The 12,863-nt window shown below is 54.1% G+C and carries 9 protein-coding genes; 3 read left to right on the top strand and 6 right to left on the bottom strand.

Going from position 1 to position 12,863, the window contains the following annotated elements; all coding sequences use genetic code 11:
• Positions 1–318: 318 nt before the first annotated feature.
• The 3 genes from KNP74_RS08015 (at position 319) to KNP74_RS08005 (ending at position 3,024) form a co-directional block, all read left to right on the top strand.
• Entirely contained in the window at positions 319–765 is a 447-nt protein-coding gene (locus tag KNP74_RS08015) for a MarR family winged helix-turn-helix transcriptional regulator (RefSeq protein ID WP_138859482.1), read from the top strand.
• 79 nt (positions 766–844) lie between these two features.
• On the top strand, positions 845–1,558 hold the full coding sequence (locus KNP74_RS08010; RefSeq protein WP_214763981.1) for a YebC/PmpR family DNA-binding transcriptional regulator: 714 nt from the start codon (positions 845–847) through the stop codon (positions 1,556–1,558).
• Positions 1,559–1,704: 146 nt separating this feature from the next.
• Positions 1,705–3,024, top strand: a complete 1,320-nt coding sequence (locus tag KNP74_RS08005; protein WP_214763979.1) for a Na+/H+ antiporter family protein — start codon at positions 1,705–1,707, stop codon at positions 3,022–3,024.
• 149 nt (positions 3,025–3,173) lie between these two features.
• Here KNP74_RS08005 and KNP74_RS08000 read toward each other — a convergent pair whose 3' ends face one another.
• The 6 genes from KNP74_RS08000 to KNP74_RS07975 form a co-directional block, all read right to left on the bottom strand.
• On the bottom strand, positions 3,174–4,625 hold the full coding sequence (locus tag KNP74_RS08000; protein ID WP_214763978.1) for a glutamate synthase subunit beta: 1,452 nt from the start codon (positions 4,623–4,625) through the stop codon (positions 3,174–3,176).
• A complete protein-coding gene (gltB, locus tag KNP74_RS07995) occupies positions 4,622–9,061 on the bottom strand; it encodes a glutamate synthase large subunit (RefSeq protein ID WP_214763977.1) in 4,440 nt (1,479 codons plus the stop codon). The genes KNP74_RS08000 and gltB overlap by 4 nt, the downstream gene beginning before the upstream one ends.
• Before the next feature lie 278 nt (positions 9,062–9,339).
• Positions 9,340–10,089, bottom strand: coding sequence for a TspO/MBR family protein (locus KNP74_RS07990; protein WP_034777451.1), 750 nt, complete (start codon positions 10,087–10,089; stop codon positions 9,340–9,342).
• Positions 10,090–10,307: 218 nt separating this feature from the next.
• Positions 10,308–11,120: an aldo/keto reductase gene (locus tag KNP74_RS07985; RefSeq protein WP_214763976.1), complete on the bottom strand. Its 813-nt coding sequence runs from the start codon at positions 11,118–11,120 to the stop codon at positions 10,308–10,310.
• Positions 11,121–11,186: 66 nt separating this feature from the next.
• Positions 11,187–11,984: an ABC transporter permease subunit gene (locus KNP74_RS07980; protein ID WP_214763975.1), complete on the bottom strand. Its 798-nt coding sequence runs from the start codon at positions 11,982–11,984 to the stop codon at positions 11,187–11,189.
• Positions 11,985–12,857 carry an ABC transporter ATP-binding protein gene (locus KNP74_RS07975; protein WP_214763974.1) on the bottom strand — a complete coding sequence of 291 codons (873 nt, stop codon included), beginning with the start codon at positions 12,855–12,857 and terminating at the stop codon, positions 11,985–11,987. It abuts the gene before it with no gap.
• Between the last annotated feature and the right edge of the window lie 6 nt (positions 12,858–12,863).

Genomic DNA, 12,863 nt, shown 5'->3' with positions numbered 1-12,863 from the left:
GTTTGAGAAGAGTTTGTGCTTTCCTTCACATTCATAGAATACAACGTTTCTCATAGTTTGTGCGTGACAACAATGTGAACTCTTTCACAATATTCTTTAAGAGAATGAGGATAGGTCTTGCTTTTTAGGGTGACGCTCAGTAAAATCGAATGCGTTTTCATGAAAAGATGAAGTCTAAAAAATGTAAACGCTTACATGTATTGTGACGCCTGTTTGTCTGATGTGCTGTGCAATTTGTCACGCAACAAGGATTGGTCGTCCACCCCGTCCTCGGTCGTGTATAATGAAGAAAGAACCTAATTAGGAAGTGACATGATTATGCCGAGACAAGACGCAGCCGATCAGTTCGTGAAACTGATCCCATTTATTCGCCGGAAGTTGTTACGTCGTTCCGACCTTCCGCAAATCCCAAACTTAAACTTTTCCCACTTTCATCTCCTCATGTTGATTGAAGATGAAGGCGCGGTCACGAACGGACACATCAGTGAGACGTTATCGATTGCCCCGCCGAACGTGACGCCGCTCATCACGAAGCTCGTCGATGAGGGCTACATCACCCGCGTCCCGGACGAACGCGATCGCCGCGTCATCTGGAATCAACTGACCGAAAAGGGCGAACTCGTCCTCCGCGAGCGTCGCGATTCATTCCGTCGCCTGTTCGAGGACCGTCTCGCGTTTCTGAACGAGGAAGAGACGGACCGCCTGATTGACAGTTTGAAGACGTTGACGGAGATCGTCGAGAAGATGGATAAAAGCGAGGGATGATTTTTGCTCGTCAACATTCACGTCTTCTTATATAATCGAGGATGAATCAATCGAACAATGGAAAGAGAGATGACATGTAATGGGTCGTAAATGGAACAACATTAAAGAGAAAAAGGCGTCAAAAGACGCCAATACGAGTCGCATTTATGCGAAGTTCGGCCGTGAAATCTACGTAGTCGCCCGTCAAGGGGAACCAGATCCAGAATCAAACCAAGCACTCAAGTTCGTCGTCGAACGAGCGAAAACGTACAACGTCCCGCGCGCAATCATCGACCGTGCTATCGACAAAGCGAAGGGCGGCGACGAAGAGAACTTCGACGAGCTCCGCTATGAAGGATTCGGACCGAACGGCTCGATGCTCATCGTCGACACGCTCACGAACAACGTCAACCGGACGGCGTCTGAAGTCCGCGCCGCTTTCGGTAAAAACGGCGGCAACATGGGTGTCAGCGGGTCGGTCGCTTACATGTTCGACGCGACGGCTGTCATCGGTGTCAGCGGCATGAGTGCCGACGACGTGCTCGAACTCATGATGGAGCATGACCTCGACGTCCGTGATGTCATCGAAGAAGATGAGACGGTGATCGTCTATGCGGAACCAGAAGCGTTCCATGCCGTCCAGACTGCCTTCAAAGCAGCGGGCATCGAGACGTTTGAAGTCGCCGAGTTGACGATGTTGCCACAAAATGAGATTGCCCTCGACGACGAGTCGAAAGAACAGTTTGAAAAACTGCTCGACGTCCTCGAAGACCTCGAAGACGTGCGCCAGGTATACCATAACGTTGAAGGATGACGAACGAGCGATAACTTTTCGGAGTTATCGCTTTTTTTGAACAATCGATTTGACAACCCGAAACACATATGTTAAATTTCAAAAGTCTTTATCATATTAAAGTGATAATATGAGAAAGAGTTTTTGAATGAAAGGTGTTGGAATTGATGAATGCTGTCTTATTAGCTGTTATCGTATTATTCGCGCTCGCGATCAGTCGCGTGCACATCGTCTTGTCACTCATCCTTGCCGCCGTCGTCGGTGGTCTGGTCGGAGGTCTCGGATTCAATGAGACGTTGACCGCCTTCAGTGACGGGCTCGGCGGAGGTGCGACAATCGCCCTCAGTTACGCGTTGCTCGGCGCCTTCGCCGTCGGTCTATCAAAAACTGGACTCCCAGACGTCCTGGCTGAAAAGTTAATTTCCATGTCAGGACGCGACGTCACTGGCAAAAGTGTGACACGGGTCAAGGCGCTATTGCTATCGTTCTTATTACTTCTAGCGATAAGTTCACAAAACGCGCTACCGATTCACATCGCGTTCATCCCGATCGTCATCCCGCCGCTCCTCGTGCTGTTTAACGAGTTGAAGCTCGACCGCCGACTCGTGGCGACGATTCTCACATTCGGTCTCGTCACCCCGTACATGTTACTCCCGGTCGGATTCGGTGGCATTTACTTGAACGAGATTTTGCTGCCGAACGTGGAAACGAACGGCATGACCGTCGGTGATGTCAACATCGTCAGCATCATGGCCATCCCGGCGCTCGGAATGCTCGTCGGTCTCATCACGGCCTTCTTCCACTATCGGAAGCCGCGTTCGTATGAGACGATTCAACTCGGACCAAGCGACTATGAGGTCCGGACGTTGAGCCCGCTCAAGATTTGGCTCACGGCCGCTGTCATCCTCGTCGTGCTCGTCGTACAGCTTCAGACCGAGTCGATGATCGCCTCGGCCGTCACAGGACTCATCTTGTTGACGTTGCTTCGCCTCATCCCTTGGTCAGAGGCCGATGACATCTTCTCGAGCGGTATGCGCATGATGGCTTTTATCGGTTTCGTCATGATCGCAGCGAGCGGTTTCGCAGCCGTCATTCGCGCGACCGGTGCCATCGAACCGCTCGTCAGCGGTGCGAGCGGCATCATGGGTGACTCACAATTCGTGGCCGCACTCGTCATGCTCCTCGTCGGACTCGTCATCACGCTCGGCATCGGTTCAAGTTTCTCGACGGTTCCGATTATCGCAGCCATCTTCGTCCCGCTCTGCATCCAATACGGTTTCTCGGTCGAGGCGACAATCGCCATCATCGGGACGGCCGGTGCACTCGGTGACGCCGGTAGCCCGGCGAGTGACTCGACACTCGGACCAACAAGCGGCTTGAACGCCGACGGTCAACACGATCACTTGCGTGAGACGGTGTGGCCGACGTTCCTCCACTACAATATCCCGCTCATCATCTTCGGCTTGATTGCCGCCATGGTACTGTAATCACTTCCGATTGCGCCGAGCGTAAATCGTGCCGAGCAAGACGAGCACGAGTAAGAACCAAATCCCGGTATACATGAGGATCTCGATAATCATTGCTAATTCCTCCTAAATGTCCATGTAAAAAGGAGCGACGAAATCGTCGCTCCTTTTTATGATGAAGTTTTTAGCTGTTGTTGACAAGTGTTCAAGTATCCGTCGACGGTATCCGCGACTTCGCGGCCTTCCCGGATTGCCCAAACAATCAAGCTTTGTCCCCGTCTCGCATCGCCTGCGACAAACACACCCTCGACGTTCGACGTATAGTCATGGTTCGCCTCGATGCCGACTTTCCGGAGTTCACGCTCCGGTCGTTCGAATCCGATGGCGACAAGCACGAGATCGGCTGGATACGTCTCGACCGAACCGTCGACGACGAAGAACGTCGCCTGTCCGTCCGGTTTGACGATTTTCTCCATCCGCTCCGTCTCAATCCCGACCACCCGGTCCCCTTGTTTGATGACCCGGTTCGAGCGAATCAAATATGTGCGCGGGTCGTGGTCGAAGTGTTCGATTGCTTCCGCATAAGCGTAATCGGTCGATAACGTGTCCGGTTGGAGCGGCCATGGCTTCTCCGGCGCCCGGAACATGCCTTTCTCCGGATGCTTCCCGAACTGCGTCACCGACTTGGCGCCTTGACGGATTGCCGTCGCCACACAGTCCGCGCCCGTGTCCCCGCCACCGATGACGATGACGTCTTTCCCGTTGGCGTCGAATCGAGCGTCGAGCGATTTCCCGCCGAGCGAACGCGTCGACTCGGTCAAATAATCCATCGCCGGCTCGACGCCTGTGGCATCATCCCCATCGATGCCGAGCATACGCTGTTTTTGAGCCCCCGTGGCGAGAATGACGGCATCGTACGTGTGACGGAGTGACTCGATGGTCACATCGGTCCCGACGTTCACGCCCGTCTTGAAGCGAATCCCCTCCGCCTCAAGCAGACGTACACGACGTCGGACGACATCTTTCTCGAGCTTCATATTCGGGATGCCATAGAACAACAGGCCGCCCGCCTCATCCGCTTTCTCATAAATCGTGACCGCATGGCCGAGCTGATTCAACTGATCGGCCGCTGCGAGCCCAGCCGGCCCGCTGCCGATGATGGCGACACGGCGTCCGGTCCGCTTCACGACGTGACGAGGTTTGACCCAGCCTTCCTCGAAGGCGCGGTCGATAATCGTCCGCTCAATCGATTTGATGGCGACCGGGTCTTCGCTGATACCGAGCGTACAAGATCCTTCACACGGCGCCGGACAGACACGACCCGTGAACTCCGGGAAGTTATTCGTCTCCATCAACCGTTCATAGGCTCGATACCAGTCCTGATCCGTTACGAGCTTGTTCCACTCCGGAATCAAATTGTGAATCGGGCAACCGATCGTCTCTTGTCCAATCATATCCCCGACGTGACAGAACGGGGTGCCGCAATCCATGCAGCGCTCGGCTTGTTTGACGATTGGTCCGTCTTCCATGCGGGAAGCGTATTCTTTATAATCATGAACCCGTTCGACGACTGAGCGCTCCGGCAATGTCTGTCGTGGGATATCGATAAATTTATGTCTCATACTCCCCCTCCTTCAGTCACGACACGGAATAGTTCGAGGGCGCGGTCGGCGTCACTCAATTCCGGACGCGTCGCCTCGATGTGACGCATGACGTCAAGCACGTTCGCATAGTCACGCGGCACGATTTTGACGAAGCGTTTGCGTTCTTGCTCGAACGCCTCGAGCACAGCTCTCGCTTTGACACTGTCCGTATGGAACTGGTGCATCTCGAGCAACGCGTAAATCTGTTCGGCATCCTCGTCAGTCAACTCACGGTCGACCGAGACGAGTTCTTGGTTGACGAGCTGTTCGTACGCTTGGTCCCCGTACAGATAGGCGACCCCGCCCGACATCCCGGCACCGAAGTTACGCCCGACATCCCCGAGGACGACGACCGTCCCACCAGTCATGTACTCACAGCCGTGATCGCCGACGCCTTCTGTCACAGCGACCGCACCCGAGTTACGGACGGCAAATCGTTCTCCGACATGACCGTTGAAGAACGCCATCCCAGACGTCGCGCCGTAGAGACAGACGTTCCCAGCGATGACTTGTTCGCTCTCTTCAAACGGGGCATGTTTCTCGGCGATGACGGCGAGTTTTCCACCACTCAAGCCTTTCCCGACGTAATCGTTCGCGTCACCGATGACCGAGATCGTGATCCCGCTCGGCAGGAACGCCCCTAAACTTTGGCCGGCCGATCCGCTGAGGCGAAGTGAAATCGTATCCTCGGCGAGACCGACGTTGCCATGCACTTTCGTCACTTCATGCCCGAGCATCGTCCCGACGGCGCGGTCCGTGTTGCGGACGCGGCCGACGAAGAACGTCGGTTGGAGCGACTTGATTGAGCGTGATACGGCCGGGATCAATTTTCGGTGGTCATACGACTGATAGGCCGGATGCGGCAACTCTTCTTTTTCCGGCAACGCTGTCGGAATCGATAGCATCGGTGCCAAATCAAGTGTTCTCGCTTTCGGATGTTCTTGTTTCCAGACGCTTTCCTCTAACAAGTCGGTCCGGCCGATGACGTCACGGAGCGATTTCGCACCGAGCGAGGCTAAAATCTCTCGCACGTCTTCGGCGAGGAACGTCATCAAGTTGACGACGTGTTCGGGTTTGCCCATGAACTTTGCGCGCAAGGCCGGGTCTTGTGTGGCGACACCGACCGGACACGTGTCGAGGTGACACGCCCGCATCATGATACAACCGAGCACGACGAGCGGCGCCGTCGCGAACGCGTATTCTTCGGCGCCGAAGATGGCGGCGAGGACGATATCACGCCCGGTCATGAGCTTACCGTCGGTCTCGAGCGTGACGCGGCCCCGGAGTCCGTTCAACGCGAGCGTCTGATGCGTCTCGAGCAGACCGAGCTCCCACGGGAGTCCCGTATGCTTGATTGATGTCCGTGGTGACGCCCCGGTTCCTCCGTCATAGCCACTGATGACAATCGTGTCGGCGTTCGCTTTGGCGACACCGGCCGCGATCGTCCCGACGCCTGACTTCGAGACGAGTTTGACGCTGATTTTCGCGTTCGGGTTGACGTGCTTCAAGTCGAAGATCAGCTGAGCCAAATCTTCAATCGAATAGATGTCGTGGTGCGGCGGTGGCGAGATGAGTCCGACACCTGGGACTGAGCCGCGCACTTCGGCGACCCATGGATATACTTTGTTCCCTGGCAATTGTCCACCCTCACCCGGCTTCGCACCTTGCGCCATCTTGATTTGAATCTCATCGGCGTGATACAAATATTCGGCCGTCACACCGAAACGACCACTTGCGACTTGCTTGATGCGACTGACGCGTTCACTGCCGTCCTCATCAGGCGTGAACCGATTCCGGTCCTCCCCGCCTTCTCCTGAGTTGCTCTTGCCGCCGATTTGGTTCATGGCGATGGCGAGCGTCTCGTGGGCTTCTTTCGAAAGGGAACCGAATGACATCGCCCCCGTCTTGAAGCGGCTGACAATCGAGGCGACCGATTCGACTTCGTCGAGCGGGACGGCCTCCTGCTGTTTAAACGCGAACAATTGACGCAAGAATTGGCCTGACGATTCGTGGAGTTTGACGTAGGCGTCATAATACCGGCGCTCGTTCTCACGGCAGGCACGCTGGAGCAAATGAATCGTCTTCGGGTTAAAGGCGTGCTCTTCCCCATCAGCGCGCCATTGGAAGTCGGCTCCGGCCTCGAGCGGTCGTTCGCGCTTATAGGCAGATTCATGCTGCCGGCGCGACTCTTCTTCGAGTTCGGTGAAACCGACACCGGACAACTGTGATGTCGTCCCGCGGAAATGGCGTTCGATCAAGGCACGGTCAATCCCGACCGCCTCAAAGATTTGGGCCCCACGGTAACTTTGTACGGTCGAGATCCCCATCTTCGACATGATCTTGACGATGCCATCGACCGATGCCGTCTGATAGCGGCGAACGGCTTCTGTGAACGAGTATGGCAGTTGACCGGCCTCGACCGCCTCGGCAATCGTCGCATAGGCGAGATACGGATAGACGGCGTCAGCGCCGTACCCAATCAAGGCGGCCGCTTGGTGCACTTCACGCACTTCGCCACTCTCAGCGACGAGACTGCACGACGCGCGAAGGTTGACGCGAATCAAATGTTGGTGGACGGCGCTCAAGACGAGGAGCGACGGCATCGCCAACAGGTTTTCGTTCATGCTTCGGTCTGACAAGATGATGACTTCAGCACCGTCGCGGACGAGCCCTTCGACACGTTCGAACAACGTCTCAAGAGCAGCCTCGAGGTCGTGTTCGTATGTCGTCTCGACCCGTTCGACGCGAAGCGTCTCGTTCACTTGTTCGACCGCGGCCGCATCAAGGAACGGATGTTTGAGCCAGACGCGACGCGCATGACCGCGGCCGGTGTGGACCGGGTTTGCGAGTGGTCCGAGCCACGTGAACGTGGCCGTGACGATCTTCTCACGCAATGCATCGATTGGTGGGTTCGTGACTTGGGCGAAGTGCTGTTTGAAGTAATGGAACAACGAACGTGGTCGTTCAGACAAGACCGCGACCGGTTGGTCATGACCCATCGAACCAATCGGGTCTTTCTTCTCAAGGATGAGTGGGACGAGATATTGTTCGATATCTTCTTTCGTGTAACCGAACGCCCGCTGTTTCCGGTGCAGGTCGGCGACGAACGGCTCTTCGACCGGAGACTCTTCAAGCTTAGTCATCTGCTTCAACCATTTACCGTACGGCTCGGCGCGCGCGATCGTCTGTTTGATTTCCGCGTCAGGGATGAGGCGTTTCGACTCTAAGTCGATCAATAGGAGCTGGCCTGGACGAAGTCGCTGTTTCGACTTCACGTTCTCGGCTTGTACGGGGATGACGCCGCTCTCAGACGACAAGATGAGTTCGCCATCAAGCGTCTCGATATAACGCATCGGTCGCAGTCCGTTCCGATCCAAGATGGCGCCGATTTGACGGCCGTCCGTGAAGACGACACCAGTCGGTCCATCCCAAGGCTCCATGATCGATGAATGATATTGGTAGAAGTCTTTTTTGAACGGATCTATTTTTACTTCTGCGAACGGCTCAGGGATGAGCATCATCGCCGTATGAGCGATGGAACGACCGGTCCGTGTGAAGAACTCGAAGGCGTTATCGAGCATCGACGAATCGCTGCCCGTCTCTTGAAGGACTGGGAACAGCTGATTCACGTCCTCGAACAAATCGGTCGATGTCACGCCTTCGCGCGCTCGCATCGCGTCGATATTGCCGCGGAGTGTGTTAATTTCTCCGTTGTGCACAATCATGCGGTTCGGATGGGCCCGCTCCCATGATGGGAACGTGTTCGTCGAGAAGCGAGAATGGACGATACCGAACGTGCTCTTATAGGCCGGCGCCTGCAAATCGAGATAAAACCGCTCGATCTGTTCAGGCGTCAGCATCCCTTTATAAACGATCGTCTTCGTCGATAAACTCGGCATGTATAGATTCAAGTCTTCGGTCTTCTCAATCGTCCGTCTGAGTTGGTAGAGTGTCCGCTCGTTCGAGTCGTAGTCTGCGAATGGGCAAGAAACGAACCATTGATAAATCGTCGGCTGTGTCACCCGGGCGTGTTCCCCAATGGCCAGACTATCGACCGGGACCTCACGCCAGGCGATGGTCGCATAGTCAAACTCATCGGCAATCGCTTCCATCTGCCGTTGCTTTTCTTGCAGCCGTGATTCGTCAGGTTGGAAAAAGACCATCCCGACCGCGTAGCGACCTGGTGTCGGCAAATTCATCGTCTCGAGGAACAGTTCGTGCGGTAGCTCGGTCATGATCCCCGCGCCGTCTCCGGCATCGATGACGCCTTGCCCGCCCCGGTGCTCCAGTTTACAGAGCATCGATAATGATTTACTGACAATGTCGTGTTTCTTCTCTCCGTTTAGGTTGACATATAGCCCAATGCCACATGCGTCTTTTTCGAATCGTGAATCGTACAAGCCTGTTCGCTTCATCGAATCAACCCCTCTCTCTCGATCTTGTTTCGTAAATTTTATTTTGTTCTAAATATTCTGATAAATCAAGGGGCTTGTATACCATTCTGCATAATTTACGTCCATCACCATATCGATGTAAGCGGATTCATTAACGTTATCAAGCAATTTTTGAAAACATGTTATAATGCATAAAGAATAATTATCCATAAAATATATTGATATATAGGTTCATAAGAACTCAAATAGTCTCACAAAAAAAGCGGTAGTCTATTGAGCTACCGCTTCTGCTTTCGACCTTATTCAACCGTTTTTCGTGAGTGATGCAAAAATGCCCGTGGCTTTTTCCAAATGATCAATCCGACATAGCCGAGGGTAAGCAAAATCAAGGCACTGACGAGGACGACGTAAAGCGTCGCATTGTCGATTCGTGCGAAGATGGCGACGTAGGCCCAGACGAAGACGAGCGGATAGATGAAGTCACGATGCCACCACATGAAGACGAGTGCGAGGACAACACCGACCATGAGCATGAGCGACGTCCAAGCCAATTCGTCGAGCCCGAGCAACGTGGTGACATTTTCTCGGTTCATGACGACGAACACGTTGACGATCGTCGCGACGGACACCCAGCCGATATAAATCGAGAACGGGAACCGGTCGAGCCAACTTGTCGACGTCCGGAAGGCGATGTAATAGAGCCAAGCGAGCGTCGCGAGAAATGCGATCATGACGACGAGCGAAGCGATGAACCACTCGTTCGTGAACGTGAGCAACCAGAGGCCGTTCAAGATACACGAGACAAGAAAGCCCGCTTTCATCCGATTCGCCTGCCGGTTCGCAACCGACCCTTTCTTCAGTTGCAAGACGAGCCAGACGGCGAGCGCGATATAAATCACGCCCCAAATCGAGAACGCGTAGCCGGCCGGTTTGAAGTAAATATCGATTCGGTCCGACACGGCCGCATTTTCACCGCTCGCGAAGTAGTTGATGACGACCGTCGCCAAAAACGCCAGCCAGTTGATTAAAGGCCATTTTGATAAGTCCATAAGTACGATCCTCCGAAGAAGACCTGACACCTCCTTTATTAGCATAGTTTTCTATACCCATGTGCCAACGCTCATACACATCCGGACTAGCTCCTGAATAACTCGCTGGACACATAAATAAAACGACTCCGGCCTTAACCGGAGTCGTGTCGAAGAAGCGGCAGTGTCACCGCATTCGGGATCGTCCACCTAAGTAGGTGGGCGACAACATCAATTGTTTAGAAGTCGATCTCGTCCGGGTCGGGACCGAGACGGTCATGTGTCGCCACGGCATCGATTTTCGCCAAGTCGTCCGCATCGAGCGCAAAGTCGAACACTTCGAAGTTCTCTTGAATGCGGTGCGGTGTGACGGATTTCGGAAGCGCGACATTCCCCGTGTCCAAATGCCAGCGAAGCACGACTTGCGCCGGCGTCTTGCCGTGTTTCTCCGCGATCTCAGCGAAAGTCGGGATGTCGAGGAACTTCCCTTGCATGAGCGGGCTCCAAGCCTCAACTTGAATGCCCTCGTCTTGGCAATACTCGACGAGGTCCGGTTGCGGCAGTTGCGGGTGCAACTCGATTTGATTGATGAGGGGCGTCATGAGACCCGCTTCTTTCAACGTTTCGAGATGGTGTTCTTTGAAGTTCGACACCCCGATCGCCTTGATTTTACCGGCCTCATAGAGGTCAATCAAATCTTTCCACGCCTCGACGAACCCGTCGACTGGCCAGTGGAGCAGACAAAGATCTAAATAGTCAGTCTCGAGTCGAGCGAGTGATTCGTCGAACGCCTCTTTCGTCCGTCGCTGGCGAATGTCTTCGTTCCAAATCTTCGACGTCAAAAAGATATCTTCACGAGCGACGCCTGATTCTTGAATCCCTTTGGCGACGCCTTCTTCATTCTTATAGACGGCTGCTGTATCGATATGACGATATCCGACTTTGAGTGCCTCGGCGACGGCCTGTGGCGCCTCCGTCTCGTTGTCGACTTGCCACACCCCAAAGCCGATCATTGGAATTTTGACACCGTTACGTAACGTTGCGAGTTGCATGCAATCATTCCCCTTTCCAATCTGTTCGAGCTGATTGTATCATACCCGTCATTCTATTTCGAAAAACTAAATCGTCAAATCTTTTCGGGTAAAACGTCCATAAGACAACAGCATGGCGACGATGAGAAGTCCCCCCAACCAGATGAAAGAACGAAACGCTGATTCCCCTTGGATTTGAGCGTTGGCGTCAAACAACGAGAAAATCGATAACGTATTCAACCAGTCGAGCTGGTCACTAAATCCCGAGAAGACGTTCGCCATCAAGAAGAGCGCGAAAATCCCACCTGTGACCATATATGACCGTGTGCTGTCGTCGAACAGGCTTGCGAGCACATAGGCGAGCGCACCCAGGACGACTAGAATCAGTCCTGCGTTCAACTGAAGCGTCCACAGTAAGCCGATGTCGATATGTAAATCAAACAACACGTTGGCGAGCATCAGATTGAGCCCGTTCAACCCGACGAGCATACCACTCGCGATCACAAGCAACACCATACTAGCCGTCACGTAACCGCCACGTGAAATCGGTGCGGCCAAATAAAGCATGACCTCACCCGAATCGACCGGTTTAGCCATGAGCCGTGAGGCGAACGTGAGCGCGAACAGGATGGCCAATACGTAAAAGATGAGCCCATAGTAATTGCCCGCGAGCAGATTGATGACGTTGTCCATCGCCAAGTTCGGGTCGATTTTAAACACTTCTAGCAACTCGGGTGGCAACGAATCCAACTTTCCTTCAATCAGCCCCGTCTCTTGGATGGATGGGAACACCGCCGCCAAAAAGAACAAGTAGAGGCTCGTCCCGAGCGAGTACCCAAGAATCCAGCTACGATTTTGTTTAAACAGTGCCGAGATGAGAACCATTTATTTCGCCTCCCCATAATATTGCATGAACAGATGCTCGAGTTCGTCCGTGCCGCTCGACAACGATTGGACTTCGTGACGGGCGAGTCGATGAATCAAGTCGTTCAACTCTTCGACCGTCGATAAAGTGACGGTGACGACCACACCGTCACGCGAACCGACTTCTTCGCTCAACCGCATTGCTGCCGCCTCGTCCTTCAATTCGATCAGATACGTCTTCTGACTATGCCGTTTTAACTCGGTCATCTCCGCTTCGATGATCATCCGACCATCACGGATGAGTGCGGCCCGGTCACACGTCTTCTCCATCTCCGGGAAGTGGTGGGAACTCATCAAGACCGCCTTACCCGCTGTTTTCTCAGCGATGACCCAATCGACGAGCCGTTCCTGCATGAGCGGGTCGAGCCCGCTCGTCGGTTCATCGAGAATATAAACCGGCACATCTTTCATGAAGCAGGTGACGATGGCAAGTTTTTGTTTCATTCCTTTCGACATCTTGCGCACTTTGAGTGACGTATCGAAGGCGAACACGTCACGCAACGTCCGTTCGCGCTCCGCGCTCGTCACATGAAGTTTCCGAGTCAGTCGGATGACATCCTCCGCAGTCATGTCCTGTGGATAATTGATTTCGCCAGGCAAATAGCCGACAAGCGCCTTCACCGTCTCACTCTCGTTCCAGCAATCATGTCCCATGACGGTGGCGACACCAGATTCAGCGTGGAGCAACCCCATCAAGTGACGAATCGTCGTCGATTTCCCCGCCCCGTTCGGTCCGATAAATCCGAACACGGTTCCCGGCTCGACCGTGAACGACACGTCGAAGATGCCGTGTGACGCATCGAAACGCTTCGTCAGTCCTTTAATTTGAATCACCGCTCT

This window comes from Exiguobacterium sp. s141 (assembly GCF_018618085.1).
GTDB lineage: Bacteria > Bacillota > Bacilli > Exiguobacteriales > Exiguobacteriaceae > Exiguobacterium > Exiguobacterium mexicanum_A.
The sequence above is the reverse complement of the archived record's forward strand: the minus strand, read 5'-3'. Positions and strand labels throughout refer to the sequence as shown.